The 26,447-nt window shown below is 72.4% G+C and carries 26 protein-coding genes; 11 read left to right on the top strand and 15 right to left on the bottom strand.

Annotated elements, in window-relative coordinates; all coding sequences use genetic code 11:
• Window positions 1–30: 30 nt before the first annotated feature.
• Both ABD292_RS23835 and ABD292_RS23830 read right to left on the bottom strand, forming a co-directional pair.
• Window positions 31–1,929 (bottom strand): helix-turn-helix domain-containing protein, encoded by a 1,899-nt coding sequence (locus ABD292_RS23835; protein ID WP_344210804.1) that lies wholly within the window; start codon window positions 1,927–1,929, stop codon window positions 31–33.
• Window positions 1,914–2,666 (bottom strand): 3-hydroxybutyrate dehydrogenase, encoded by a 753-nt coding sequence (locus tag ABD292_RS23830; RefSeq protein WP_344210802.1) that lies wholly within the window; start codon window positions 2,664–2,666, stop codon window positions 1,914–1,916. Before ABD292_RS23830 ends, ABD292_RS23835 begins: the two co-directional genes overlap by 16 nt.
• Window positions 2,667–2,906: 240 nt before the next feature.
• On the opposite strand from ABD292_RS23830, the gene trpD reads away from it, so the two are divergent.
• Entirely contained in the window at window positions 2,907–4,001 is a 1,095-nt protein-coding gene (gene trpD, locus ABD292_RS23825) for an anthranilate phosphoribosyltransferase (protein ID WP_344210800.1), read from the top strand.
• Here the strand turns inward: trpD and ABD292_RS23820 are convergent.
• Genes ABD292_RS23820 through ABD292_RS23810 form a run of 3 tightly spaced genes read right to left on the bottom strand, consistent with a single transcriptional unit; the run spans window position 3,998 to window position 8,295 of the window.
• A complete protein-coding gene (locus ABD292_RS23820; RefSeq protein WP_344210798.1) occupies window positions 3,998–5,386 on the bottom strand; it encodes a class II fumarate hydratase in 1,389 nt (462 codons plus the stop codon). The two genes, trpD and ABD292_RS23820, sit on opposite strands and share 4 nt — an antisense overlap.
• A 30-nt stretch (window positions 5,387–5,416) precedes the next feature.
• Window positions 5,417–7,123: a serine/threonine-protein kinase gene (locus ABD292_RS23815; RefSeq protein ID WP_344210796.1), complete on the bottom strand. Its 1,707-nt coding sequence runs from the start codon at window positions 7,121–7,123 to the stop codon at window positions 5,417–5,419.
• 35 nt (window positions 7,124–7,158) lie between these two features.
• On the bottom strand, window positions 7,159–8,295 hold the full coding sequence (locus ABD292_RS23810) for a serine/threonine-protein kinase (protein ID WP_344210794.1): 1,137 nt from the start codon (window positions 8,293–8,295) through the stop codon (window positions 7,159–7,161).
• A 560-nt stretch (window positions 8,296–8,855) separates the two neighbouring features.
• On the opposite strand from ABD292_RS23810, the gene ABD292_RS23805 reads away from it, so the two are divergent.
• On the top strand, window positions 8,856–9,050 hold the full coding sequence (locus ABD292_RS23805; RefSeq protein ID WP_344210792.1) for a DUF5999 family protein: 195 nt from the start codon (window positions 8,856–8,858) through the stop codon (window positions 9,048–9,050).
• A 75-nt stretch (window positions 9,051–9,125) separates the two neighbouring features.
• On the opposite strand, the gene ABD292_RS23800 is transcribed toward ABD292_RS23805, so the two are convergent.
• Window positions 9,126–10,778 carry a fumarate hydratase gene (locus ABD292_RS23800; protein ID WP_344210790.1) on the bottom strand — a complete coding sequence of 551 codons (1,653 nt, stop codon included), beginning with the start codon at window positions 10,776–10,778 and terminating at the stop codon, window positions 9,126–9,128.
• 26 nt (window positions 10,779–10,804) lie between these two features.
• The gene (locus ABD292_RS23795) at window positions 10,805–11,683 is read right to left on the bottom strand and encodes a DMT family transporter (RefSeq protein ID WP_344210788.1); all 879 of its coding nucleotides are present in this window, start codon (window positions 11,681–11,683) and stop codon (window positions 10,805–10,807) included.
• 68 nt (window positions 11,684–11,751) lie between these two features.
• Between ABD292_RS23795 and pdxR the strand changes: the two genes are divergently transcribed.
• Both pdxR and ABD292_RS23785 read left to right on the top strand, forming a co-directional pair.
• On the top strand, window positions 11,752–13,281 hold the full coding sequence (pdxR, locus tag ABD292_RS23790; RefSeq protein WP_344210786.1) for a MocR-like pyridoxine biosynthesis transcription factor PdxR: 1,530 nt from the start codon (window positions 11,752–11,754) through the stop codon (window positions 13,279–13,281).
• Between the two features lie 31 nt (window positions 13,282–13,312).
• Complete coding sequence (locus ABD292_RS23785) at window positions 13,313–14,260, top strand: Gfo/Idh/MocA family protein (RefSeq protein ID WP_344210784.1); 948 nt, start codon at window positions 13,313–13,315, stop codon at window positions 14,258–14,260.
• Here the strand turns inward: ABD292_RS23785 and ABD292_RS23780 are convergent, their stop codons facing one another.
• Entirely contained in the window at window positions 14,261–15,418 is a 1,158-nt protein-coding gene (locus ABD292_RS23780; RefSeq protein ID WP_344210782.1) for an MFS transporter, read from the bottom strand.
• Window positions 15,419–15,528: 110 nt separating this feature from the next.
• On the opposite strand from ABD292_RS23780, the gene ABD292_RS23775 reads away from it, so the two are divergent.
• Window positions 15,529–16,131, top strand: coding sequence for a TetR/AcrR family transcriptional regulator (locus ABD292_RS23775; RefSeq protein ID WP_344210780.1), 603 nt, complete (start codon window positions 15,529–15,531; stop codon window positions 16,129–16,131).
• Here ABD292_RS23775 and ABD292_RS23770 read toward each other — a convergent pair.
• A complete protein-coding gene (locus tag ABD292_RS23770; RefSeq protein ID WP_344210778.1) occupies window positions 16,083–16,769 on the bottom strand; it encodes a DUF998 domain-containing protein in 687 nt (228 codons plus the stop codon). The genes ABD292_RS23775 and ABD292_RS23770 overlap by 49 nt on opposite strands.
• 104 nt (window positions 16,770–16,873) lie before the next feature.
• Here ABD292_RS23770 and ABD292_RS23765 point away from each other — a divergent pair, with 104 nt between their 5' ends.
• The gene (locus ABD292_RS23765) at window positions 16,874–17,524 is read left to right on the top strand and encodes a DUF1707 SHOCT-like domain-containing protein (RefSeq protein ID WP_344210776.1); all 651 of its coding nucleotides are present in this window, start codon (window positions 16,874–16,876) and stop codon (window positions 17,522–17,524) included.
• 48 nt (window positions 17,525–17,572) lie between these two features.
• On the opposite strand, the gene glpX is transcribed toward ABD292_RS23765, so the two are convergent.
• On the bottom strand, window positions 17,573–18,601 hold the full coding sequence (gene glpX / locus ABD292_RS23760; protein WP_344211640.1) for a class II fructose-bisphosphatase: 1,029 nt from the start codon (window positions 18,599–18,601) through the stop codon (window positions 17,573–17,575).
• Window positions 18,602–18,821: 220 nt separating this feature from the next.
• Between glpX and ABD292_RS23755 the strand changes: the two genes are divergently transcribed.
• Genes ABD292_RS23755 through ABD292_RS23745 form a run of 3 tightly spaced genes read left to right on the top strand, consistent with a single transcriptional unit; the run spans window position 18,822 to window position 20,252 of the window.
• Complete coding sequence (locus tag ABD292_RS23755; RefSeq protein ID WP_344210774.1) at window positions 18,822–19,430, top strand: TetR/AcrR family transcriptional regulator; 609 nt, start codon at window positions 18,822–18,824, stop codon at window positions 19,428–19,430.
• 11 nt (window positions 19,431–19,441) lie between these two features.
• Complete coding sequence (locus ABD292_RS23750) at window positions 19,442–19,975, top strand: DUF4245 domain-containing protein (RefSeq protein WP_344210772.1); 534 nt, start codon at window positions 19,442–19,444, stop codon at window positions 19,973–19,975.
• A gap of 40 nt (window positions 19,976–20,015) precedes the next feature.
• On the top strand, window positions 20,016–20,252 hold the full coding sequence (locus ABD292_RS23745) for an exodeoxyribonuclease VII small subunit (RefSeq protein ID WP_020545112.1): 237 nt from the start codon (window positions 20,016–20,018) through the stop codon (window positions 20,250–20,252).
• Between the two features lie 14 nt (window positions 20,253–20,266).
• On the opposite strand, the gene ABD292_RS23740 is transcribed toward ABD292_RS23745, so the two are convergent.
• A complete protein-coding gene (locus ABD292_RS23740) occupies window positions 20,267–20,680 on the bottom strand; it encodes a nitroreductase family deazaflavin-dependent oxidoreductase (protein ID WP_344210769.1) in 414 nt (137 codons plus the stop codon).
• Window positions 20,681–20,764: 84 nt separating this feature from the next.
• Here ABD292_RS23740 and ABD292_RS23735 point away from each other — a divergent pair, with 84 nt between their 5' ends.
• Window positions 20,765–21,364: a TetR/AcrR family transcriptional regulator gene (locus ABD292_RS23735; protein WP_344210767.1), complete on the top strand. Its 600-nt coding sequence runs from the start codon at window positions 20,765–20,767 to the stop codon at window positions 21,362–21,364.
• A 4-nt stretch (window positions 21,365–21,368) separates the two neighbouring features.
• On the opposite strand, the gene xseA is transcribed toward ABD292_RS23735, so the two are convergent.
• Window positions 21,369–22,571 (bottom strand): exodeoxyribonuclease VII large subunit, encoded by a 1,203-nt coding sequence (gene xseA, locus ABD292_RS23730; RefSeq protein WP_344210765.1) that lies wholly within the window; start codon window positions 22,569–22,571, stop codon window positions 21,369–21,371.
• A gap of 27 nt (window positions 22,572–22,598) precedes the next feature.
• The gene (locus tag ABD292_RS23725; protein ID WP_344210764.1) at window positions 22,599–23,555 is read right to left on the bottom strand and encodes a hypothetical protein; all 957 of its coding nucleotides are present in this window, start codon (window positions 23,553–23,555) and stop codon (window positions 22,599–22,601) included.
• A gap of 101 nt (window positions 23,556–23,656) precedes the next feature.
• Here ABD292_RS23725 and ABD292_RS23720 point away from each other — a divergent pair, with 101 nt between their 5' ends.
• The gene (locus tag ABD292_RS23720; RefSeq protein WP_344210762.1) at window positions 23,657–24,625 is read left to right on the top strand and encodes a 4-hydroxy-3-methylbut-2-enyl diphosphate reductase; all 969 of its coding nucleotides are present in this window, start codon (window positions 23,657–23,659) and stop codon (window positions 24,623–24,625) included.
• Window positions 24,626–24,661: 36 nt separating this feature from the next.
• On the opposite strand, the gene ABD292_RS23715 is transcribed toward ABD292_RS23720, so the two are convergent.
• Window positions 24,662–25,171, bottom strand: coding sequence for a DUF6542 domain-containing protein (locus tag ABD292_RS23715; protein ID WP_344210760.1), 510 nt, complete (start codon window positions 25,169–25,171; stop codon window positions 24,662–24,664).
• A gap of 20 nt (window positions 25,172–25,191) precedes the next feature.
• Window positions 25,192–26,445 (bottom strand): DNA recombination protein RmuC, encoded by a 1,254-nt coding sequence (locus tag ABD292_RS23710; RefSeq protein ID WP_371252927.1) that lies wholly within the window; start codon window positions 26,443–26,445, stop codon window positions 25,192–25,194.
• Window positions 26,446–26,447 lie beyond the last annotated feature (2 nt).

Genomic DNA, 26,447 nt, shown 5'->3' with positions numbered 1-26,447 from the left:
CCGGTCACGGTAGGGAGTGACCGGCGTCACTCATATGGAGTCAGGGCCCACACTCTGGCCGGTGGATGTGTGGCCGAGCCGGTGCAGGCGGAGGGCGAGCTGGAGTTCGAGCGCCCGCTCGGGCTCCTGCCAGCCGTCGCCGAGCAGCCGGCCGACCCGGTCGAGCCGCTGCGTCACCGTGTTGACGTGGATGTGCAGGGCCTCGGCCGTACGCGACGGCGAGCAGCCCGTGCCGAAGTAGGCGGCCAGCGTGTCGGCCAGCGCGGTGCCGCGCCGGGCGTCGTAGCCGATCACCGCGCCCAGCACCCGGTCCACGAAGCCGCGCACGTCGCGGCCGTCGCCGACGAGCAGCCCGACGAAGCCCAGCTCGGCCGCGCTCGCGCCGTCACCGGCCCGGCCGAGCGCGATCAGCGCCTCGGCGCACCGCCGCGCCTCCTGGTAGGCGGTCGCGTAGGGGGCGGCCTCCTCCGGCGGCGCGAGGGCCGCGAGGGCCGCGCCGGCCGTCGCGGGCGCGCCGAGGGACGCGCTCAGCTCGGCGGCCACCCGCGTGGCCAGCGCTCCCGGCCGCTCGCCCGGCAGCAGCAGCACGACCTCGTCGCCCCGCCCCGCCGCGAGCCCGTGCCTGATGGCCGCCTGCGAGGACGCCCAGAACGCCGCCCGCTCCCGCTGCCCGCCGTGCTTGACCACCACGACGACGTGCGGCGCCCCCAGGTCCACGCCGAGCCGTCTGGCCCGGTCGGCGAGGCCGGGGGAGTCCGGCCGGGCGATCAGGTCGTCCAGCAGCTCGCCGCGTACCCGGCCCTCCGCCTCGGCCACGCTCCGCCGGAACAGCAGCAGCAGCGCGCACACCAGCGCCGCCCGCTCCAGGATGCGCTCGTCGGCGTCGTCGCTGCGCAGCACGAGCGTGCACAGCGGCTCGCCGCCGACGTCCACGGACGCCACCAGCAGCTCGCCGCGCCGCACCGTGCGGCCGAGCGCCCGCGACGCCTGCGCGGCCTCGAACACCCCCGCGTCCAGCTCGCCCACGTCGCCCGTGAGCGGGCGCCCCAGGTCGTCGAGGACCGCGAGCCTCCCGCCCAGCACCTCCGTGACCACGGCCGCCACGTCCTCGATGCCGCCGCCGCGCAGCACCAGCGAGGTCATCCGGTCGTGGGCCAGCGCCGCCCGCTCCACCGCCTCGCCGCGCGCCCGCGCGGTGCGGTGGGCCCGTGACAGCTCCTCCAGGGCGTTCCTGGTCTCCTGGAGCAGCCGCGCGTTGTCGATCGCCACCGCCGCGTGCGCGGCGAGGCTCGCCAGCAGCGCCACCTCCTCCTGGTGGAACGGCCGCGCGCTGCGGTTGGCCGCCATCAGCACGCCGATCACCCGCTGCCCCAGCCGCAGCGGCACGCCGAGGATCGCGACCAGGCCCTCCTCCTTGACGGCCTCGTCGATGTGGCCCTCGTGGCGGAAGCGCGGGTCGGCGAAGTAGTCGGCGGTCGCGTACGGCGTCGCCGACTGCGCCACCAGCCCGCCGAGGCCAGCGCCCATCGCCAGGCGCAGCGCACGGAACTTGGCCGAGATCGACCCGTCGGTGACCCGCATGTACGTGTCGCCCCGCTCGGGGTCGTGCAGGGTCATGTACGCGATGTCGGTCGCGAGGAGCTGCCTGGCCCGATGGACGATCGCCTCCAGGACGGCGTCCAGGTCGCGCAGGGCGGCGAGGTCGCCGGCGGTGTCGTACAGGGCCGACAGCTCGGCCTCGCGCCGGGCCCGCCGCCTGAGCAGCGCGCGCACCCGCAGCGCCTCGATCTTGGCCTGCTCCAGCTCCTCGATCTCGGCCGCGTCCGCCCCCCGGGCCCGCGCCTCGACGATCGGCCCCTCGAACTCCACCGCCGACGCCTCGCGGGCCAGCAGCTCCAGATAGCGGCGGGACATCAGTGGGCGGTCCACCCTCCGTCCATGGGAAGGGAGACGCCGGTGATGAAGGAGCCGTTGGGGCCGCACAGGTAGGCGACCAGCTCGGCCACCTCCTCCGGCTCGATCAGGCGCTTCACCGCCGCGGGCGCCAGCATGATCGTCTCCACCACCTCCTCGGGCGCGATCCCGTGCACCCGTGCCTGGTCGGCGATCTGCGCCTCCACCAGCGGCGTGCGCACGTACGCCGGGCACACGCAGGTCGAGGTCACCCCGTGGGCCGCCCCCTCCAGGGCCACGACCTTGGAGAAGCCCTCCATCGCGTGCTTGGCCGTGGTGTACGCCGACTTGTACGGCGAGGCCCGCAGCCCGTGCACGGACGAGATGTTGACGAACCTGCCCCAGCCGCGCTCGTACATGCCGGGCAGCACCCGCCGCGCGATGAGGAACGGCGCCTCCACCATGACCCGCAGCATGGCCGAGAAGACCTCGGGCGGGAACTCCTCGATCGGCGCCACGTGCTGGAACCCGGCGTTGTTCACCACGATGTCGACCGGCTCGTCCGGCAGCGCCGCGACGAACCCGGGATCGGCCAGATCGGCCACCACAGCCACGCCGCCCACCTCGGCGGCCACCTTCTCGGCGGGCTCGGCCCGCAGGTCCGCGACCAGCACCCGGGCGCCGGCGGCGGCCAGCCGCCGGGCGCAGGCCGCCCCGATGCCGCTGCCCGCCCCCGTCACCAGCGCGGTCCGCCCAGTCAGCTCCTTCGCCATACTCCGCACCCTAGGCGCTCCCCGCACCGGCCAGCATGGGGGCTGACGACATAGATGCGCGCTGCGCTATGTGGATCACCCCGTCTGATATGTTGGGCGGCATGATCGCGTCTGCGCAGCAGTGGTGGCCCGCCTCCTAGGCGGACCTCCGAGCGCACACGCACCGGCCGCCTCGACGAGGCGGCCACCGGCATCATGCACGCGCCCCCGTCGAGCACTTCACGAAAGGGGCGCTTTCCCGTGACCAGCACCGCAGCCAACGTCGCACCCGGCACCACTCCCGCCTCCGCCAAAGAGGTCACGAAGATCTGGGCCGAGCTGCTGTCCCTGCTCCTCGACGGGGTCTCGCTCACCTCGCGCCAGGCCGCCTGGGCGATGGAGCAGATCATGTCGGGCCAGGCCACGGACGCGCAGATCGCCGCGTTCGCGGTCGCGCTGCGGGCCAAGGGCGAGAGCGTCGAAGAGGTCTCCGGGCTGGCCGACGGCATGCTGACCCGATCGGCGGCGATCCGCGTCTCCGGCGACCCGGTCGACCTGGTCGGCACCGGCGGCGACCGGGCCAACACCGTCAACGTCTCCACCATGGCCGCCATCGTGGCCGCCGCCGCGGGCGTCAAGGTCGTCAAGCACGGCGGCAGGGCCGCGAGCTCCAAGTCCGGCGCCGCCGACGTGCTGGAGGAGCTGGGCGTGGTCATCGACCTGCCACCCGCCGCCGTCGTGCACGTCGCCGAGGAGCTCGGCATCACGTTCTGCTTCGCGCCCGTGTTCAACCCGGCGCTGCGGCGCACCTCCGGGCCCCGCCGCGAGCTGGGCGTGCCCACGGTGTTCAACTTCCTGGGCCCGCTCACCAACCCCGCGCTGCCGCCGGCGCAGGCGGTCGGGGTCTACCACCAGCGGATGGCGCCCGTCATCGCCGGCGTGCTGGCCGAGCGGGGCGGCTCCGCGCTCGTCTTCCGCGGCCACGACGGGCTCGACGAGCTCACCACCTGCGGCCCCTCGACCATCTGGGTGGTCCGGCTCGGCACGGTCACCCGCACCGCCTTCGACCCCGCCGAGCTCGGCATCGCCCGCGCCCGTCCCGACGACCTGCGGGGCGGCGACGCCCGGCACAACGCCGCCGTCGCCCGCGCCGTCCTCGCCGGCGAGCGCGGCCCGGTGCGCGACATCGTCCTGCTGAACGCCGCCGCCGCCGTGGTGGCCGCCGAGGGCGCGCCGCGCGCGAACGAGCTCGTGCCCGCACTCGCCGGCGCCTACAAGCGGGCCGCCGACGCCGTGGACTCCGGCGCCGCGCTCTCCCTGCTCACCCGCTGGGGCCACGCGACCCGTACGGCCTAATCCGGCCGGGTCATCGACAGCACGTCGAGCGCGGCGTCGAGCTGCTCCTCGGTCAGGGTGCCGTCGGCCACGTGGCCGCGCTCGACGACCACCTCGCGGATGGTCTTGCGCTCCGCGAGGGCCTGCTTGGCGATCTTCGCGGCCTCCTCGTAGCCGACGTACCTGTTGAGCGGGGTGACGATCGACGGGGACGACTCGGCGTACTCGCGCAGGCGCTCTTCGTTCGCCGTGATGCCGGTGACGCAGCGGTCGGCGAGCAGGCGGGAGACGTTCGCCAGCAGCCGGATCGACTCCAGGACGTTGCGGGCGATCACCGGGAGCTGCACGTTCAGCTCGAAGCTCCCGGACGCCCCGGCGAACGTGATCGCCGCGTCGTTGCCGATCACCTGGGCCGCGACCATGGCCGTGGCCTCGGGGATCACCGGGTTGACCTTGCCCGGCATGATCGACGAGCCGGGCTGCAGGTCGGGCAGGTTGATCTCGCCCAGCCCCGCGCGGGGGCCCGAGCCCATCCAGCGCAGATCGTTGGCGATCTTGTTGAGGGACACCGCCACCACCTTGAGCTGCCCGGACAGCTCCACGATGGAGTCCTGCGCGCTCTGCGCCTCGAAGTGGTCGGCCGCCTCGGTGAACGGGATGCCGGTCGCCTCGCGCAGCTTGGCGATGGCCGCCTTCGCGAACCCCGGCGGCGTGTTGATGCCCGTGCCCACGGCGGTGCCGCCCAGGGGCAGCTCCAGTACGCGGTCCATCGCGGCGGTCACCCGTACGACGCCGTGCTCGACCTGGGTGGCGTAGCCGCCGAACTCCTGGCCCAGCGTCACCGGCGTGGCGTCCATCAGGTGGGTGCGCCCCGACTTCACCACGCCCGCGAACTCGGCCTCCTTCGCCCGCAACGCCTCCGCCAGGTGACGCAGCGACGGGATCAGGTGGAAGGTCACCTCGGTGGCCGCCGCCACGTGGATCGAGGTCGGGAAGACGTCGTTGGACGACTGGGAGGCGTTCACGTGGTCGTTCGGATGGACCGGGCGGCCCAGCCGCTCCTCGGCCAGGGTGGCGATCACCTCGTTGGCGTTCATGTTGGACGAGGTGCCGGAGCCGGTCTGGAAGACGTCGATCGGGAAGTGGGCGTCGTGCTCGTTGTCGGCCACGTCGGCCGCCGCCTGCGCGATCGCCTCGGCCAGGTCCTCGTCGATCACGCCCAGCTCGCCGTTGACCTCGGCGGCCACCGCCTTGACCAGGCCCAGCGCGGCGATGTGGGACGACTCCAGAGGCCGTCCCGACACCGGGAAGTTCTCCACCGCCCGCTGGGTCTGCGCACGCCACCTGGCCCCCGCCGGCACGCGGACCTCGCCCATGGAGTCATGTTCGATACGGAACTCGCTCATGACTCCCAGTCTTACCCGCGAGGGCCGGGGTCAGCTGCTGAAGAGGGCCACGATGAGGACGGCGATGACGACGGCGGCCGCGGCGGCCACCGCCATGAGCACGAGCATCCCGTTGCGGTTGCCCGCCGGCTTCTGCTCCGCGGGGCCGGCGATGGAGAACAGGTCCGTGCCGAGACCCTGGCCCTCGAAGGGGACCTGCGGACCGCCCTGCTGGGGGCCGAAGTGCGGGGGCTGCTGCTGCGGGGGAGCCGGGTTGGGGGCGGTGTCGGGCTGCCGGCCCGCCGGGGGGTTGGCCGGGGGATAGACCTGCTGGCCGGGGGAGCCGATCGGCGACTGGATGCGCATCGTGTTGATCGAGCCCTCGTCGGCCGGCTGCTGGGGCGGCGGCGTGGGGAACGGGCCCTTGGGACGGGCCACGCTGACCGTGCGGTCGGGGTCGAAGCCCTCGCCGGCGGAGTCGAAGGCGTTGCCCGGCCCCTGGCCGTCCGCGCCCGGCGGCCGTTGCGGGCCGGTCGGGGGTCCTGTCCTAGGGCCTTGCGGGGGAGCACCTTGGGGACGGCCCTGCTGGTGGCTCTGTGGACTCTGGGGCGGGCCCTGCGGGTGGCCCTGGGAGGCGTTCTGCGGCACCGTGGGCGCTTTGGGGCCGGGGACCGATCCCGCTGAGCCGCGCGAGCCGGGGGGCGTCGCGGCGGGGCTCTGAGGACCGGAGAACGGCTGCGGCCGCGGCTCCCGGCCCCGTGGCTCCTGGCCTCGCATGCCCGGCTCCTGGCCCCGTGCGGCCGGTGCCTGTGGCCGCGCGCCGGGCGCCTGCGGCTGCCCGGCCGGCCCCGGCGGGGGGTTCTTGGCGAACGGGTCGGGCAACGCGACCTCCTGAGCCATCAGAGCCTCGGCCGTGATCACCGGCATCTCGCTCGTGGGGGTGTCGGCGACCATGCGGAGCAGGGTCTCCGCCTTGGCGGCGTTGAGCCGCTGCCGGTAGTCCTTGTTGAGCAGGCCGTTCAGCACGGGACGCAGCTGCCCCGCCTGCGTGGGCGGGTCGGCGCTCTCGGTGAGCAGCGCCGCCAGCGTCTCGGCGATCGTGGAGCGCTCGTAGGCCGGCCGCCCCTCGACCGCGAAGTAGAGCGTGGCCCCGAGCGACCAGATGTCGGACTCGGGCCCGGTGTACTCGCCCCTGGCACGTTCCGGGGCGGTGTAGCCCGGGGAGCCGATCACCATGCCCGTCTTGGTGAGCCGCGAGTCGCCCTCGGCCTTGGCGATGCCGAAGTCGGTCAGCACCACCCGGCCGTTCTCGGTGATGAGCACGTTGCCCGGCTTGACGTCGCGGTGCGTGATGCCCTGGCTGTGCGCGGCCCGCAGCGCGCCGAGCAGGTCGACGCCGATCTCGGCCACCAGGCGCGGGGGCAGCGGCCCCTCCTCGTCGATGACCTGCTCCAGCGAGCGGCCCTCGACGAGCTCCATGATGATCCAGGGACTGCCGTCGTCGATCAGGACGTCGTGGATCGAGGCCACGGCGGGATGGTTGATGCGCGAGGCGAGGCGGCCTTCGCGGACCATGCGTTCGCGCAGCTCGGTCCGCTGTTCTTCGGTGAGCCCCGGGTCATGGCGGATCTCTTTGACCGCCACCTCGCGCCCGAGCGCGCGGTCGCGTGCGCGCCACACCGTGCCCATGGTGCCCCGGCCCAGCGGGGCGATGAGCTCGTAACGCTCCGCGAGCAGGCGTGTCTGCTGTTCCGGCATACGAAGAAGATATCGATTCTCGCTTGGGAAGTGCTTTACCCTCGCTTGCGAAGTTCTCTTGGCCAGAACCGCCGAGGAAGGCACAACTTTATCACCGTGGCTTTCAGACGGGCATATGCAGAGGGAGTTTCGCCCTGCTCCACACGCTTGCGGTGAACGCCCTCGCCGGGCCGGCGTTCCTGCCTGGGGACGCTCACCGGTGCGGAGTTCGTGACGTCGGCCCGGTGCATCCCCCGGTGGGTGGGCCGGCGGGCGAAGGCGGGCGGCGCGATGCCCTGCCCCGACCGTCCCTGCGTGGACCGTCCCTGGGCGGCGCGCGGCGGCCGGCGCGGGGCCAGCGGCTCCTCGGCCGAGCCGCCGGCCGCGACCCTGGCCAGCATGAGCGAGGCGCGCACCGAGTCGAGCCGGGTGTGTGGATCGATCCTGAGCAGGGCGTCGAGCACCGGCGCGAGCGGGCCCGCCTTGGTCATCGGGATCGGCTCGCCGCTCGTCAGCGCGGCCAGCGCCGCCGCGGCCGTACGGCGACCGTGCAGGCCGCGGCCCTCGACCGCGGTGTAGAGCGTCGCGCCGAGCGACCACAGGTCGGCGGCCGGGCTGGCCTTCGAGCCCAGCACCCGCTCTGGAGCGATGTAACCCGCGGACCCGAGAACGATGCCCGCCTGGGTGATGGAGACGTCACCTTCGAGCGCGGCCAGCCCGAAGTCGGTCAGCACCGCGCGGTCCTCGGTGACGAGCACGTTGCTGGGCTTCACGTCGCGGTGCAGGATGCCCTTGGCGTGCACGGCGCGCAGCGCGCCGAGGATCTGCCGGCCGATCTCGGCGGCCCGGCGCGGCTCCAGCGGGCCCTCCTCCTGGATGAGCTGCTCCAGCGACTTGGCGCGCAGCAGCTCCATGACGATCCAGGGCCGGTCGTCCTCGGTGACGACGTCGAAGACCGTGATGACGGACGGGTGCGCCACCATCGCGGTGGCCCGGCCCTCGCGCTCGGTGCGCGCGCACAGCTCGGCGCGCAGCTCCTCGTCGAGCACGGAGGGCAGCCGCACCTCCTTGACCGCGACGTAGCGGTTGAGCAGCTCGTCGTGCGCCCGCCAGACGGTGCCCATGCCGCCGCGACCGACCGGCTCCACAAGCCGATAGCGCGCGGCGAGAAGGTAACCGGAGGGCGCACGCATGGCAGGCAGCTTACCTATTTGTGTAAACCGACCAGTAGAGGCGCGGCCGATAAATTGTTGCGAACTTAAGTCAACCTGCCTGACTCGTCACGTCAGCAAACCTGTGCCGGGCCTCTGTCCGAAGGTAGTACGAGTGTCCCCCTGGCGTCGAGACCGCGTGGCCACGGTCTGTGTCGGTCGGCACACTCATCTGCCCAGAAAACGGGCATGATGCATGGAGGGGACGTTCAGCTCAACCGTGGACCGGCTACCAGGGGAAACAGGGGTCGGTCAGCGAGTTGTAAGGGTGCCGTAAGGGGGCGGGCGCATGGTAAAGCCGAGAACAGCGGGCCGTCGCCGAGTTGAACCAGAGCGACGAGTCCGTACCGCACCGCCGACCGGCACGCGAAGGACGTGATGACAATGCGCCAGATCCAGATCCGTCGCCGGCCGAGGAAGCCGAGCGCCCCGGCGCTCGACCTTCGCACGCCGTCCGGCCGCCCGCTCCCGTTCTGATCCAGCACCTACGACTCATGACCACCCACGACACCATCGTCGGAGCGCAATCAGAGAGGTGCGCGATGTGCAGTCATTATCCGGTCTGTCCCAGTGCCGACGCGTCTGACCGTGAGGCGTCGCACGTCATCTCGGCCCACCCCGACCAGGGATGGAGCCTGCTCTGCAACGGCGTCGTCCTGTTCGACGACACCGGTCTGCTGCTGCCCGACGGCACCGTGGTGCCGCCGCACCGGGAGCCCGTGCGACTCGCCGCCTGACGGCGGTGCCGAGCGGCGAGAACCCCCCACCCGGCACCCCCGCCGCGTTCCTCGGCGCGTTCCTCAGCGCGTTCCTCAGCGGCGGCCGATCGTCAGCACGGGACCCGTGCGGTCCGTGAAGAAGTCGTCGCCCTTGTCGTCCACGACGATGAAGGCAGGGAAGTCCACCACCTCGATCTTCCACACCGCCTCCATGCCCAGCTCGGGATACTCCAGGACCTCCACCTTCTTGATGCAGTCCTGGGCCAGCCGGGCCGCGGGGCCGCCGATGGAGCCCAGGTAGAAGCCGCCGTACTTCTGGCAGGCCTCGGTGACCTGCTTCGACCTGTTGCCCTTGGCCAGCATCACCATCGAGCCGCCGGCCGCCTGGAAGCGCTCGACGTAGGAGTCCATCCGGCCCGCCGTCGTCGGGCCGAACGAGCCGGAGGCGTACCCCTCGGGCGTCTTCGCCGGGCCCGCGTAGTAGACCGCGTGGTCCTTCAGGTACTGCGGCATCTCGCCGCCCTCGTCCAGCAGCTCGGCGATCTTGGCGTGCGCGATGTCGCGGGCCACGACGAGCGGACCGGTCAGCGACAGCCGGGTCTTGACCGGATATTTCGTCAGCTCGGCGAGGATCTCGGGCATCGGGCGGTTGAGGTCGATCCGTACGACGTCGTCCGACAGGTGCTCGTCGGTCGTCTCCGGCAGGAACCGCGCCGGGTCGGTCTCCAGCTGCTCCAGGAACACGCCCTCCGGCGTGATCTTGGCGAGGGCCTGACGGTCGGCCGAGCACGACACCGCGATGGCCACCGGGCAGGACGCGCCGTGCCGCGGCAGGCGGATGACGCGGACGTCGTGGCAGAAGTACTTGCCGCCGAACTGCGCGCCGATGCCCAGCTTCTGCGTCAGCTCGAAGACCTTCGCCTCCATCTCCAGGTCGCGGAAGCCGTGTCCGGAGGGCGAGCCCTCGGTCGGGATGGAGTCGAGGTAGCGGGCGCTGGCGTACTTGGCGGTCTTCAGGGCGTACTCGGCGGAGGTGCCGCCGACCACGATCGCCAGGTGGTACGGAGGACACGCCGCGGTGCCGAGCGAGCGGATCTTCTCCTCCAGGAAGGCCATCATGCGCTTCTCGTTGAGCACGGCCTTCGTCTCCTGGTACAGGAACGACTTGTTCGCCGAGCCGCCGCCCTTGGCCATGAACAGCAGCTTGTACTCGTCGGGGTGGCCGTGCGGGTCCTCGGCGTACAGCTCGATCTGGGCCGGCAGGTTGGAGCCGGTGTTCTTCTCCTCCCACATGGTCAGCGGGGCCATCTGGGAGTAGCGCAGGTTGAGCCGGGTGTAGGCGTCGTACACGCCGTGCGCGATGTGCTCGGCGTCGCGGCCGTCGGTGAGGACGTGCCGGCCGCGCTTGCCCATGACGATGGCGGTGCCGGTGTCCTGGCACATCGGCAGGACGCCGCCGGCCGAGATGGAGGCGTTCTTCAGCAGGTCGAGCGCCACGAAGCGGTCGTTGCCGCTGGACTCGGGGTCTTCGACGATCTTCCTGAGCTGGGCGAGGTGGGAGGCCCGCAGATAGTGGGAGATGTCGTGTACGGCCGTCTCGGTGAGCAGCCGCAGGGCCTCCGGCTCGACTTCGAGGAACGTCCGCCCGGCCGCCTCGACCTTCCGCACCCCCTCCGTCGTGATCAGCCGATATTCGGTGTCATCGGCTCCCAGCGGCAGCAGGTCGGTGTAGTCGAACTCGCCCATGTCCATCCTTTCGTCCGCCCTGTAGATTACGCGCCTCCTCCGGCGGCCCGTACGGGCTCCCTGGCGGGAGCGGGGGCGGTGAGCCCGACGAGGATGCCGGCGATCACGAGCGCGGCGCCCATGAGGTCGTACGCGGTGGGCATGGCGACGCCCAGCACCGCGCCCGTCACGATCGCCCCCACCGGGATGAGCCCGGCGAACAGCCCCGCCGTCCCGGGGCCGAGCCGGGGGAGCGCGCTGTACCAGAGGAAGAACGCGAGCACCGTGATGACGACCGACATGTAGGCGAAGCCCAGGGCCTCCGGCACCGTCGGCATCCGGAACATCGCCGTGCCCTCGGCCACCAGCCCTACGGCGAGCAGCATCGGGACGGCCAGCGCCGTCGAGTACGCCGACACCCGGATCGCCCCCAGCTTGGGCAGCAGCGGGATGGCCAGCAGGGAGAAGGCGACCTCGCCGACCAGGGCGCCGAGCGACCAGAGGAGGCCGGGCAGGTTGCCGCTGCCGAGCCCGGTGGCGAGGGTGGCGCCGGACACCACGACCGCCGCGCCGGCCAGCAGCCGTGGCGAGGGACGGCCCCCGGCCAGGGCCAGCCACAGCGGCACGGTGCCGAGCACGGTGCCGACCAGGGCGGGGCCCGCGGCGCGGGTGGCCTCGATGACGCACACGTTGAACAGGACCAGGCCGAGCAGGGTGAGCAGGCCGAGGTACAGCGTCTCGCGTCCGGTCAGACGGACGAACCGCAGGCCGAGCGGGCGGGTGATGAGGAGCAGGATGGCGGCCGCGACGAGGTACCGGACCGCCTGGCCGCCGTACAGCGGGTACGCGGCGACGAGGCCGGAGACGCCGGCCAGCGTGCCGACCAGGAACATGGCGGACGAGGCGCCGGGGATGCCGTGTTTCATGCGATGGATGCTAGAAAAACATTGGTTCTCAGAAACAGTCCAATGCCTTGCCGGAAGACAGGACCAATGTGGCCGACCTGCATATCCAGATAAATCGGGAAAATGGTGGAATAGCGGGGCAAATTGCTGCCGAGTTGCGGGACGCCATCCGGGGCGGGCGGCTCGCGCCCGGCACCCGGCTGCCCGCCACCCGCGACCTCGCCGCCGACCTCCAGGTGTCCAGAGGGGTGGTGGTGGAGGCGTACGAGCAGCTCGTCGCCGAGGGGTTCCTGGTGTCGCGGGTCGGCGCGGGCACCCGCGTCACCCCGCGAACCCCCACCGCCCCCGACCCCACCCTGCCCCCCACACCCCAGCCCGCCCCGGCCCCCAAGCCTCGGTCCGCTCCGCCCCACAACCTCCAACCCGCTCCGCCGCAAAAGCCCCAGCCCGCCCTGGCCTGGGACGCCCCGCCCGCCGCCGCCCCGCGCGACCCGGGCGCGGGCGTCGCCGCCACCCGCCGGAGTTACTACGGGCATCGCCCCACCTCGCCCGATCTCGCCCATTTCCCCCGGCAGCGCTGGCTCGCCGCCGTACGCCACGTCCTGACCACCGTGCCGTCCGACGCCCTCGACTACGGCGACCCCGGCGGTGTGCCCGAGCTGCGCGAGGAGCTGGCCGGCTACCTGCGCCGGGTCCGGGCCGCCGACGTGCGCCCGGAGAACCTGGTCATCGTCGGCGGCGTCGCCCAGGGCCTCAGCCTGGTGGTGCACGTCCTGAGCCGGGAGCGCGAGCTGCGCCTCGCCGTGGAGGACCCGACGAGCCTCGGCCAGGTCCCGCTGCTGCGCCGCGCGGGCGCCCGGCTCGTGCCGGTGCCGGTGGACGAGGAGGGCCTGGACGTACGCCGGCTGACGGGCGGGGCGGCCCTGGTCACCCCCGCGCACCAGTTCCCGACCGGCGTGGTCCTGTCCCCGTCGCGCCGCGCCGCGCTCGTGGAGTGGGCGCACGCGGGCGACCGGTTCGTCCTGGAGGACGACTACGACGCCGAGTTCCGTTTCGACCGCGACCCCGTCGGCTGCCTCCAGGGTCTCGCCCCGGACCGGGTGGTCCTGTCCGGCAGCGTGAGCAAGGCGCTGGCCCCCGGGCTGCGGCTCGGCTGGGTGGCCGCGCCGCCCGAGCTGGCCGAGGCGGTCCGGCGGGCGCGCGGCGAGCTGGACCTCGGCTCCCCGGTCGTCGACCAGTACGCGCTCGCGCACTTCCTGCGCACCGGCGGTTACGACCGGCATCTGCGGCGCATGCGCAGGGAGTACCGCCGCCGCAGGGACGCCCTGGTGGCGGCGCTGTCCGAGGAGCTGCCCCAGGTGCGGGTCAAGGGCATCGAGGCGGGGCTGCACGTGTACCTGGAGCTCCCGGACGGCTGGACCGAGCAGGAAGTGGTGCGCGCGGCCCGCGAGCTCGGGCTGTCGGCCGAGGCGGTGGGGCCGATGCGGGAGTTCGCGGGCCCGCCCGCCGTGGTGGTGGGGTTCGCCCGGCTGCCCGCGCACCAGGCGGCGGAGGTCGCCCACGGATTGAAGGTCCGAATGTCAGGACAAAAAATTGACCGAGGCGGACACCTCGCCTAGAAAGAAAGCACGTCGTGTCTCTGGAGCCGTCATGCGTGTGGGACTGCTGGGCCTCGGCCGGATCGGCGCCTTCCACGCCGCCACCCTGGCCGCGCATCCGCTGGTGGACGAGCTGATCGTCGCCGACCCCGTGCGCAGCACGCCGTACGGCGAGCCGGGCGACCCGTTCGACGTGGACGCCGTCGTCATCGCCACCCCCACCAGCACCCACGCCGAGCTGATACTCAGGGCCTGCGCGCGGGGCATCCCGGTCTTCTGCGAGAAGCCTGCGGCCGGCACGGTGGCCGAGACGCTGAAGGTGCTGGAGGCGGCCGAGGGGCATCGGGTGCAGATCGGCTTCCAGCGCAGGTTCGACCCCGGGTACGCGGCGGCGCGGGCGGCGCTGCGCGCGGGGGAGCTGGGCGAGCTGCACCGCGTCCACCTGGTGACGGCCGATCCCGCGCCGCCGCCGGCGTCGTACCTGCCGCTGTCCGGCGGGATCTTCCGCGACTGCCACGTGCACGACTTCGACGCGCTGCGCTGGGTGACCGGCCGCGAGGTGGTCTCGGTGTTCGCGTCCGGGGCCAACCGGGGGGCCGCGTTCTTCGCCGAGGCCGGCGACGTCGACACCAGCACGGCGCTGCTCACGCTGGACGACGGCACGCTCGCCACCCTCCAGGGCTCCCGCTACAACGGCGCCGGCTACGACGTGCGCATGGAGCTGGCCGGCACCCGCCGTACGCAGGCGGTCGGCCTCGGCCCGCGCGCGCCGCTCCGCACCGTCGAGGGCCTGCCGGAGCCCGACGAGCCCTGGCCGGACTTCGTCACCCGGTTCGAGCACGCCTACCGCAGCGAGATCGACGCCTTCCTGACCGGCGCCCCGAACCCCTGCACCATCCTGGACGCCCTCTCCGCCCTGTACGTCGCCGAGGCCGCCGACCTGTCGCTGCGCGAGAGGCGTCCCGTCGAGCTGGCCGAGGTCACCCGCCCCGGCCTGTGATCACGCGGCGGCCGGGGTCCTGGGCTGGAAGGCGGGCGCCAGCAGGAAGATCGCGGCCGCCAGCACCAGCGGCGCCGCGTACGCCACCCGGTAGTTCGCCGCCTCCGCGATGCCGCCGATCATGGCCGCGCCGAGGATGAAGCCGATGTAGTTGAACAGGTTGACCCGGGCGATGGCCACGCCGGTGCCCGCCGGGTCGAGCTTGCCGGCCGCCGAGAACGACTGCGGCCCGACGACCGCGAGCCCCACCCCGGTCAGGCCGAACGCGACGATGCCGAGCACCTGGTTCTGTGCGAGCACCACGCCGAGGAAGCCGGCCGTGGCGATCACCGCGCCGATGCGGACGATGGCGGCGGGCCCCCAGCGGCGGGCCGCCACGTCGCCGCCGAGCCGGACGGCCAGCGTCGTGGCCTGGTAGGCGGCGTACGCCAGCGGGATGACGCTCGCGCTCGCGTGCAGCTCGTTCTTCATCAGGACGGTGTTGAAGTTGGAGACCGAGGCGTCGCCGATGTAGAGGAAGGCCATGGCCAGGCAGAGCGGGATGAGCGGCCGCCACGGGAGCGAGCCGCCGAGCGGCGAGACCTCGCTCTCCGGCTGCTCCTCCTCCTTCGTGCACAGGCGGGGCCCGGCGTAGAGCGAGCCGGCCACGACGACTACCATGGGGATCGCCATGATCCAGTGCAGCGGCAGCCCGGAGGCGGCCGACGCCCACAGCGCCCCGGCCAGGCTGAGCACGCTCCACACGCAGTGGAACCCGTTGAGCACCTGGACGCCGTAGCGGCGTTCGACCGCGACGCCCTGCATGTTCATGCCCGCGTCCACGGCGCCGACCGACACCCCGAACACCAGCAGCACCGGTATCAGCAGCGGCACGTTCGGCGCGAGCCCGGCGAGGACCACGGCGACGGCGACCGCCGGTTGGGCGACGCGCAGCAGGGGTCTGCTGCCGTGCCGGGCGGCGTACGTGCCGGCCGCCATGCTGCCGACGCCCGCGAACACCGGCACGATGAGCAGCAGCAGCGTCAGCGTGCCGTCGTCGATGCCATGCTTGGTCTGCAGGTTCGCGACCTGGACCAGCAGCGAGGCGAACGACAGTCCTTGGAGGGCGAAGACGGCGGACGTGGCCACACGGGCCTGGCGGTCGCGCGGGGACGGCACGGCGGCCTCCTGATGTTGATTGGGGGGAGATCAAACGTGAGGCGGAGTCAGGTTAGCCGCACGCCAGGGGGTCACGCCAGAAGCAGATCAGCAGCGGATAGGGTGCCGACGTGAGACGGGGCTACCCGGCGGGAGAGGCGCGCAAGGAGCGCATCCTGGCCGCCGCGTTGCTGGAGTTCGCCGAGCACGGCTACCGGGGCGCGTCGCTGGCGCGCGTGGCCGAGCGCGTCGAGCTGTCCCAGGCCGGCCTGCTCCACCACTTCACCAGCAAGGAACGCCTGCTCCTCGCGGTGCTCGACTACCGCGACGAGCTCGACGTACGCCGCTTCGACGTCGAGGCCGCCGGCGGGATCGACGCGCTGCGCGCCCTGGCGGACGTGGTCGCCAACAACGCCAGGGTGCCCGGCCTGGTGCAACTGTTCTCGGTGATCAGCGGCGAGGCCGTGACCCCCGGCCATCCCGGCCACGAGTGGGCCAGGCGGCGCTACCGCCGGCTGCGCGCGCAGGTCGCGGCGGCGCTGCGCAGGGGCGTCGAACGCGGCGAGTTCCGTCCGGGCATCGACGCCGAGGCGCACGCCGACCGCCTGATCGCGATGATGGACGGCCTCCAGACGCAGTGGCTCATCGACCCCGACCAGGTGGACATGACCGCCGTGTTCAGGGGTTACGTGGACGACCTCATCGCGCTGCTGCGCCCTGCGGGCTCCGGCTGAGAGGGGGCGGCGTCGATCTGCTTGGCCGCCGCCCACACGCCGAGGGCGAGCAGCGCGGCCACCTCGGTGACCGCCAGCCCCCGCTCCACGAGCCCGAGCGGCATCACCCGGTACCACGGCAGCCCGTCCTGCGCCCCGATGAAGATCATCGTCCCGATGCCCGCGACCCACAGCACCGAGCAGACGCCGAGCCAGAAGGCGACCGGCGTGGCCCGCGACCGCTCCCGCCGCCACGCCCGCGAACGGGGCCTGGCGATCACCACGGCCGCCAGCGGCAGGCACAGGAACGCCACGAAGCTGCCCACCCGGTGGATGCTGCCGCTCATGCTCGGCCCCACCGACCAGTCGTGCTTCTCGAACCAGGCCGTCAGGAACAGCCCCACGCTCCAGCCCATCAGCGCGATCGTGCCGACGATCCCGGCCAGCCGCCTGCGGGCCAGCGACACGGCGATGGCCGCGGAACCGGCCGCCAGCAGGCCCACGCCGAGGCCGAAGACCCAGCCGCCGGGACCGAGGCCGTGCTCGCTGATGGTCCGCCTGATCGGGTTGATCTCGTCCAGACTGGTCAGCTCCAGACCGAGGATCAGCACCACGCCCGCCCCGGCCGCGCCCAGTCCCCATCGTGCCGGTCGATGCACGCCCACCTCCGTCTGCCTTTGCCGAGATCAACGGAGCGAAATGCGTGATGATTCCGGCGTATGGCGCCGAGCGAAACCTCCCGGCGGGGGATATCGTCGGAGATGTGAACGAACGCGCGGGATCCTGGTTGCCGAAGCTGCAGGAAGTCGGTGAGCGGCTGGCCGAGGAGTTCGTCTCCGCGCGGCGCCCGCCCGCCGCGGCCGGTCTGCCGGCGCCGTCCGAGCTGCGGGCCTCCGACGCCGACCGCGAACGCATCGCGCAGGTGCTCCAGGACGCCCACGCCGACGGCCGGATCACGCTGGAGGAGCTGGAGGAACGCCTCGGCGTGCTCTACTCGGCGCGCACGCTGGGCGACCTCGCCGGGCTCACCGCCGACCTGCTGCCCGCCGACCAGCAGCCGCTCAACCTGGACGGCCGCCCGGTCTCGGCCATCTTCAAGCAGGAACGGCGGGGCGGGCGCTGGGTGGTGCCCGCCGAGCTCACGGTGACGGCCATGTTCGGCACCACCAAGCTGGACCTGCGCGACGCCATCCTGCAGAACAGCAGGGTGGTCATCAACGCCACGCTGGTCTTCGGCGGGCTGGAGATCCAGGTGCCCGAGGATCTCGAGGTCATCAGGGTCGCCAAGGGCAAGACGGTGCGGCTCAACAAGCAGCCCACCGAGCCCGGCGCGCCCGTGGTCGAGGTCCGCACGACGAACTTCGCGGGCGAGGTCAAGGTCAAGGAACCACCCCGCCGCAAACGCCGCCGCTGACCCCTCGGCTCTCAGTCTGCCCCGCCCTCCCTCCTAGGACCCGCAGGCTCAGCTGGCCGTGTCGAAGTTGATGGCGCTGTAGGCCCGCAGCTTCCAGAGCTGGTGCTCGCTCTCGATCTTGCGGATGGTCCCCGACCGCCCGCGCATCACCAGCGACTGCGTGATCGCCGCGCCGGCGCGGAACCGTACGCCCTGCATGAGCTCGCCCTGGGTGATGCCGGTCGCGGCGAAGAACACGTCGTCGGAGCGGACCAGGTCGTTGGTGGTGAGCACCTGCCCGAGGTCGTGCCCGGCGTCGATGGCCCGCTGCCGCTCGGCGTCGTCCCGCGGCCACAGCTTGCCCTGGATCACGCCTCCCAGGCACTTGAGCGCGCACGCCGCCACGATGCCCTCCGGCGTGCCGCCGATGCCGAGCATCAGGTCGATGCCGGTGCCGGTGCGCGCCGCCATGATGGCGCCCGCCACGTCGCCGTCGGTGATGAACTTGATCCGCGCCCCGGTCTCCCTGATCTCCTTGACCAGCCGTTCGTGCCGGGGCCGGTCGAGCACGACCACCGTCACGTCGGAGGGCGAGCAGTGCTTGGCCCGCGCCACGGCCTGGATGTTGGCCGACACGGGGGCGTCGATGTCCACGACGTCGGCCGCCTCGGGGCCGGTGACCAGCTTCTCCATGTAGAACACGGCCGACGGGTCGTACATCGAGCCGCGCTCGCTCACCGCGATCACCGACACCGCGTCGGGCATGCCGAGCGCCGTCAGCCGGGTGCCGTCGATCGGGTCCACGGCCACGTCGCAGTCGGGGCCGCTGCCGTCGCCGACGTGCTCGCCGTTGAACAGCATGGGCGCATGGTCCTTCTCGCCCTCGCCGATGACCACCACGCCGTTCATGGAGACGGTGTTGATGAGCTGGCGCATCGCGTTCACGGCCGCGCCGTCGGCGCCGTTCTTGTCACCTCTGCCGACCCAGCGGGCGGCGGCCATGGCGGCGGCCTCGGTGACGCGGACCAGCTCCAGCGCCAGGTTGCGATCAGGGGCGTGCTCGCTGGTGGCGAGCGGCGCCGGGACCGACTCGGACATCATTGGCCTCCTCGAAGACGACTCACTCGATGGTAGATGCCGTACTTTTCCCGGCTTGAGGCGGATGATGTACCGCCTTCGGTTCTCGGCCCGGTCGTACGCGGTCGGTAAGCTGCGAGCTGCGCCTGCGGGGCGGAGAACGGATTTTGCGCCATTCACGTGCGCGGCAGGGATCTCGCCTTCACCATGGAGCAGGGCGTCGCGCCGTGGAGGAGAGCGTATGAGCGAAGTGGAACCCGTCGTGACCCAGCCGCGCACGTCGGAGCGGGGGGCCGCGACGCGCAGCGCGCTGCTCACGGCGGCCAGGGAGATCTTCGTCTCCAAGGGCTTCGCCGAAGCCGGCGTGACCGACGTGGTGTCCCGGGCGGAGGCCAGCGTCGGCAGTCTCTACCACCACTTCTCCGGCAAGGCCGACCTCTACCTCACGCTCTTCGAGGAGTGGCAGGCCCGCCAGTCGCAGCGCACCAAGCAGGCGGCCAGGGAGGCCCGCGCCGCCGGCGAGAGCGACCGCATGCGGGTGTTCGTCAGCGCCGCCCGCGCCTACCTCGACGGCTGCCTGGAGGAGCGCGAGCTGGCCGCGCTGTTCCTGCGCGGCGACGGCCCGCCCGGCTTCGAGGTGGTCATGCGCGACCGGCTGCGCAAGTGGGCGCAGCTCAACGCGGCCCTGTTCGAGGACGAGTCCGCGCTGGTCGTGGTGATCACGGGCGCGCTGGCGGCGGCGGTCTCGGAGGTCGTACGCACCGGCGACCGGGCGCTCGCCGAGGAGGTCCTCGCGATCATCGGGCAGATCCGCCCGGCCGCTTCGGCGACCGCCTCCTCCAGCGGGTAACCTCGGCGAATGTGCGACGGTTCACGGACGGCTTCTACGGCTACGCGGTAGCGCTCTTCATCTGCCTGGCGGGTGCGGCGGCATTCGTGCTGATCGCGCCGCAGGGCCGGGACGAGCACATCCCGCGGCGCGACTACTCCATCACCGTCGCCAACTTCTCCCACGACGTCCCCTACCAGGTGTGGGCGCCGCGCCAGGACCCCGCCGACTGGGTGCCCAACAGCAACCGCATCGCCAAGGGCCAGAACGGCGCCCAGGTCCTTTACCTCGGCTACGCGACCGCCAAGCGCGAGCACGCGATGTTCGCCCAGAGCGACGAGAAGCCCGCGGCCGAGTTCGCCAACCGCATGGCCAACTCCGACAAGGCCGTCGGCACGCAGGAGATCGGCGGGCAGACCTGGGAGCGGCGTTTCCGCGAGGACAAGAACCAGCGCACGCTGGTGCGCGTCCTGCCCGATGTGACGCTCGTGGTCACCGGCACGGCCGACTGGCCGGAGCTGGCCGAGCTGGCGGGCCTGCTCCAGCAGCGGCCCAAGACGTCCTAGCCCGTCGGGGGCCCGTCCCGGCTCGTCTAGGGTGGTTCCCGTGGCAGCAGCAGACGAGAAGACGCCCTCATACGAGCAGGCCCGCGAGGAGCTGACCGAGGTCGTACGACGCTTGGAGACCGGCGGGCTCACCCTGGAGCAGTCGATCGAGCTCTGGGAGCGCGGCGAGCGGCTGGCGGCCGTCTGCGAGGAGTGGCTCCAGGGGGCCCGGGTCAAGCTCGCCGCCGCCATGGCGCGGCGCGCCGAGCCCGGCCACGGCGACGACACGCCCTTCTAGGCGCTCCCCGGGTTCTAGGCGCTTTCGGGGTTCAGCGCCAGCACCGGGATGCGGCGGCTGGTCTTGCGCTCGTAGTCGGCGAACTGCGGGGCCACGGCGACCATGCGGGCGTAGAGCTGGTCGCGCTCCTCGCCCTCGACGGGCACGGCCTTGGCCTGGAACGTCTCCGTGCCGACCTCGACGGTGGCGACCGGGTGGGCCCGGAGGTTGTGGTACCAGGCCGGGTGGGTGTCGGCGCCGGCGTTCGAGGCGATGATCACATAGCGCTCGTCGTCCGGCAGGTACATCACCGGCGTGGTGACCTGCCTGCCGCTCCGGGCGCCTGTGGTGGTGAGCAGCAGCAGCGGCGAGCCCTCGAACATGCCGCCGACCCGCCCCCCGTTGGCGCGGAACTCGTCGATGATCTGCTGGTTGAAGTCGTTGGCCATCCTCGGCTCCTTTTAATCGGAGAGTTCTCCGGTTGGGAAGACTAACCGGAGAACTCTCCGGTTACAACCTGTATGCTGCGGGCCATGCGTGGTCGCCCCTCCCTGCCCGTACTCGGGCAACCCCAACCCGAACGGGCCGACGCCGCGCGCAACCGGCAGAAGATCATCGACGCGACGGCCCGGATCATCGCCGAACGCGGCGCCGCCGGCCTCTCGCTCGACGAGGTGGCCAAGATGGCGGGCGTCGGCGTCGGCACCGTCTACCGGCGCTTCGGCGACCGCAGCGGGCTCGTCTTCGCGCTCATGGACGAGCGGGAGCGGCGCTTCCAGACGGAGTTCTTCTCCGGGCCGCCGCCGCTCGGGCCGGGCGCGCCCGCGGAGGAGCGGATCGCGGCGTTCCTCGACGCGCTGGTCGATCGCGTCCTCGCGCAGCAGGAGCTGTTCCTGCTGCTGGAGAAGGGCGGCAAGCCCTGGTACGGCGGGCCCTACCGGGTGCACCACATCCACCTGGCCACGCTCGTCGGCCAGGCCAGGCCGGACGCGGACGCCGCCTACCTGGCCGACGCGCTGCTCGCGCCGGTCAACGCCGGGCTGATCGCGTACCAGCGGGAGGAGCGGGGCATGAGCGTCGGGCAGATCAAGGCGGGCCTCGCCGCGCTCGCCGAGGCGGCACTCCGCGCCTGAGCGCTCACCCCTCGGTGCGCACCGACAGGCGGTCGTCGGACAGACGGACCGTCAGGGACGAGCCGGGCGGGACGTCCCTCGCCAGGCGGACCACCTCGCCCGACGGATGCTGCACGATGGCGTAGCCGCGCTCCAGGGTCGCCGCGGGCGACAGCGCGACCAGGCGGGCCCGCAGGTGCACCAGATCGTCGCCGGCGCGGTCCAGCGAGCCGGTCAGCGAGCGCCTGGCCCGCTCGCGCAGCGCCTCCACCTGCTCGGCGCGGCGTTCCAGCTCGCGCACCGGATCGGCGAGCGCGGGCCGCGAACGCGCCGACGTCAGCCACGACATCTCCCGGTCGAGCCAGCCCGTCACCACCCGGCGGCCCCGGTCGCGGAGCTGCCGGACCAGCGCGAGCTGCTCGCCCACGTCGGGCACGACCTTCTTGGCGGCGTCGGTGGGCGTCGACGCGCGTACGTCGGCCACCAGGTCGAGCAGCGGGCTGTCCTGCTCGTGACCGATCGCGCTCACCACCGGGGTGCGGCACGCGGCCACCGCGCGGACCAGCGTCTCGTCGGAGAACGGCAGCAGGTCCTCCAGCGAGCCGCCGCCCCTGGCGACGACGATGACCTCGATCTCGGCGTCCGCGTCCAGCTTGCGCAGCGCCTCGGTGACCTCGCCCACCGCGTACGGGCCCTGGACGGCCACCTCTTCGACCTTGAAACGCACGGCGGGCCAGCGCCGGCGGGCGTTCTCCAGCACGTCGCGCTCGGCCGCCGACTCACGGCCGCAGATCAGGCCGATCGTGCCGGGCAGGAACGGCAGCCGCCGCTTCCTGTCGGCGTTGAACAGCCCCTCGGCCGCCAGGAGCTGCCTCAGCCGCTCCAGCCGTACCAGCAGCTCGCCCACGCCGACCGGGCGGATCTCCAGCGCCGTGAAGGCGAACGTGCCCTTGTTGACCCAGAAGTCGGGCTTCACCTGCAGCACCACCCGGGCCCCGTCGGCCGGCCTGGGCACGGCCGCCTCGTAGACGCCCCGGGGAGCGGTGACCCTGGCGGAGACGTTGGCGACCGGGTCGCGCAGGGTCAGGAACACCGTGCCGCCGCGCGTGCTCAGATCGGTGATCTGGCCCTCGACCCACACCGTGCCGAGTCTGCCGATCCAGCCGCCCACCATTTGCAGGACCGTGCGGATCGGCAGTGGGGACTCCGGTGTGGTCTTCGAGGTCATGGCGGAAGACTACGGGCTCGGTGCGGTCTACTCGCCGGCCTGCAGCTTGATGAGGCGGTTCTCGTACATGCGCACTACTTCGGGGCGGTCCTGGGTGGCGCGCTCGTAGGCGAGGAAGTCGCCGATCTGGGCCGGGGTCTTGCCGCGCATGCGGGCGCGCAGGGACGCGACGGTCAGCTCGCCGTACCCGGGAAGCGGCTCCACGAGCCCGGCCGCGGGCACCCCGACGACCGGCTCCTCAGTGGCGGCCTCGGGCTCGGCCACGGTGTTGGCCACGGTGGTGGCCACAGTGTTGGCCGCGGTGTTGGCCGCGGGCTCGGCCGGGGCGACGGACACCGGCTCGACCTTGGCCGCGGGCTCAGGCGCGACGGCAGGCTCAGGGGCGGCGACGGGCTCAGAGGCGGCGGTGGGCTCAGGGGCGGCGACAGGCTCGGGCGCGGCGACCGGCTCGACCTTGGCGGCGGGCTCGGGCGCGGGGGCCCGCTCGACGGGCTTGTCCTCAGCCTTCGGCTCGGTCGTCGGCTCGGTCGTGGGCTCGGTCGTCGGCTCAGCCTTCGGCTCGGTCTTCGGCTCGGCCTTCGCCTTGGGCTCCGCGGCGGGCTCGGGCTGCGCGGCCGGCTTGGACGGCGCGAAGATGACCGGCTCCGGCTTGGCCTTGGCGGTGCCGTTCGTCTCACCGGCGGCGGGACGCGGCGCGAAGATGACCGGCTCCTTGCGCGCCGGCTTGTCCTCCTCGCTCACGGCCGGCGCCGCGGCGATCTGCTCGGCGGCGGAGGGACGCGACTCGTCCGTCTCCTCGCGCTCCGCCTTGCCGCCGATGCCCTTGATCGAGTTCTTCACCCGGTCGACGACCAGCAGCGCCTGTCCGGCGGCGCTGAGCGTGTTCTGGATGACGAGCAGCGGAAGGTCTTTGGCCTTCTCCTTGAGCTCGTCCTTGTTGGTGACGGTTTTAGCGATGTTGCGTATCACGTCGCTGAGGGACATGACGTCTCCCTGGGAGGTCAGTATTGGACGGCCAGTCTGGCAAACCGCGGGCTAGCACGCACGGGGCGGGCCAGACGGTCGCTCCACGTAGCATAAGAAGTATGGAGCCCCAGACCCCCTCTTCCCGCCGAGTCCTCGTAGCCAAGCCACGGGGCTACTGCGCCGGAGTCGATCGAGCCGTGGTCGCGGTCGAGAAGGCGCTGGAGCAGTACGGCGCCCCGATCTACGTCCGCAAGCAGATCGTTCACAACACGCACGTGGTCAAAACGCTCGAGGCCAGGGGCGCCATCTTCGTCGAGGAGACCGAGGAGGTGCCCGAGGGCTCGATCGTGGTGTTCTCGGCCCACGGCGTGTCGCCCGCGGTGCACGAGGAGGCCAGGGAGCGCAACCTGCGCACCATCGACGCCACCTGCCCGCTGGTCACCAAGGTGCACAACGAGGCCAAGCGGTTCGCCGGCCAGGACTACGAGATCCTGCTGATCGGGCACGAGGGCCACGAGGAGGTCGAGGGCACCTCGGGCGAGGCGCCGCAGCACATCCAGCTCGTCGACGGCCTCGACGCCGTCGACCAGGTCGAGGTGAAGGACCCGAGCCGGCTGGTGTGGCTGTCGCAGACCACGCTCTCGGTCGACGAGACCACCGAGACCGTGACCCGGCTCAAGCAGCGCTTCCCCAACCTGCTCGACCCGCCGAGCGACGACATCTGCTACGCCACCCAGAACCGCCAGATCGCGGTCAAGGAGATCGCCGCCGAGGCGCAGCTCGTCATCGTGGTCGGCTCCGAGAACTCCTCCAACTCCAAGCGCCTGGTCGAGGTGGCGAAGGACTACGGCGCCGACGCCTCCTACCTCGTCGACAACGCCGACTTCATCCGCGACGAGTGGCTGGAGGGCGTCACCACGGTCGGCGTCACGAGCGGCGCGTCGGTGCCCGAGGAGCTGGTCGAGGAGGTGCTGACGCGTCTCGCCAAGCACGGATTCGGTGACGTCACCGAGGTCGAGCCGGTGCAGGAGAGCATGCGCTTCGCCCTGCCCCACGAGCTGCGCAAGGACCTTCGCGCCCGAGCCTGAGCCTGAATCCGGGTCGCCGGAGCGGCGGGGGAGCGGTCAGTCCTCGCCGCGCGGCGTCCCGTAGACCTTGGGCTCGAAGTAGCCCTCGGGCTCGGGCACGAACGTCGGCTGCCGCGGGCGCGGCGCCTCCGCGTCCGCCTTCAGCTCCGCCCGCAGGTCGCGTACGTTGTCCCACAGGCCGCGCCGCAGCGCCACGCCGAGCACGACGGCCGAGCCGGCGAACAGCCACGGCGCGCCGCGGGTCAGCGACGTGTAGAGGCCGAGCGCCAGCGACTGCACGATCGACACCGAGCCGAGCGCCCGCCCGAGCTCGACGAAGAGCGTCGCGCAGAAGAACACCAGCGGGGGCGCGACCACCAGCGACAGCAGCTCGCGCCGGTTGACCAGCAGCACGCCCAGCAGGCTCGACACCAGGAAGGCCGCGCCGACGACCTGCTGGACGCCGAGCAGCGCCGCCAGCACGTAGCCGGCCAGGGTGGCGACCAGGGCGAGCGCGATGGCGCCCCGAGCGGTCAGCCTGACGGCGGGCTTTCTGCCCTTCTCCACCACCGGTCCACCCCCGTTCACTACGTCCCGTTGGCCAACTTACCGTTGGAGTGGGAGAACAGTGACGGGGTTTCCAGCAGTTCGGGGGATGCGAGCGGCCTCGGCAGGCCGTCGAGCATCTCCGGAGGGTCCAGGTCGCCGTCCACGACGCCCAGCTCGTTGAGTTTGCGCGCGGTGACCAGCACGCGGCTTTCGAGCGATCCGACCGACTTGTTGTACGCCTCCACCGCCCGGCTCAGCGCCCGGCCCAGCGAGTCGACGTTCCTGCCGAGGGACGACAGCCGCTCGTACAGCTCCTTGCCCAGCTCGAACACCGCCCGCGCGTTCTCGCTCAGCGCGGCCTGCTGCCAGGCGTAGTGGGCGGTGCGCAGCATCGTGATCAGCGTGGTCGGCGTGGCGATGTGCACCCGGCGCGCCATCGCGTACTCCAGCAGGCCGGGGTCGCGTTCGAGCGCGGGGGCGAGGAACGCCTCGCCGGGGATGAACAGCACCACGAACTCCGGCGACGGGTTGAACGCCTGCCAGTAGGACTTGGCGGCCAGCCGGTCGATGTGCTCGCGCACGTGCCGGGCGTGGGCGTCGAGCCGGACCGTGGCGAGCGACTCGTCGGACGCCTCCGCGGCCTCCAGATAGGCCGCCAGCGAGACCTTGGAGTCGACCACGATGTTCTTGCCGCCGGCCAGCCGTACGACCATGTCGGGGCGCATGGAGCCCTCGGCGACCTGCTCGTCGAAGTCGCAGTGGCGCTGCATGCCGGCGATCTCGGCGACCCGGCGCAGCTGGAGCTCGCCCCAGCGGCCCCGGGCCTCCGGCCGTTGCAGGGCGCGCACCAGGGCGGTGGTCTGGGAGCGGAGCTGCTCGCTGCTCTCGCGGACGAACTCCATCTGCTTGGCCAGCTCGGCACGCGCCGCGCGCTGGCCGGACTCGGTGTCGCGGAGCTGGGTCTCGACCCGCGCCAGGGCGTCCTTCAGCGGCTCGACCAGGTGCTCGACGGCCTGCCTGCGCTGCTCCAGGTCGCCTGCGGCCTCGGCCCTGGTGGCGGCGAGCCTGGTCTCCGCGAGCTCCAGGAAACGGAGGTTGTTGACGTCGAGCGCTCGGGTGGACAGGGCCTGGAAACGCTCGGCGAGCTGCTCCTCGACGTAGACGAGCTTGTCGGCGGACGCCTTGGCGCGGGCGTCGGCCTCGGCCACCCGGACCGCCGCGCGGGTCCTCGCCACGAGGAAGCCGACTAGCAGCCCGACGGCCAGACCGATGACAAGCGCGACGACGTCCACTC

It is taken from the genome of Nonomuraea bangladeshensis (genome assembly GCF_039529455.1).
Lineage (GTDB): Bacteria > Actinomycetota > Actinomycetes > Streptosporangiales > Streptosporangiaceae > Nonomuraea > Nonomuraea bangladeshensis.
The sequence above is the reverse complement of the archived record's forward strand: the minus strand, read 5'-3'. Positions and strand labels throughout refer to the sequence as shown.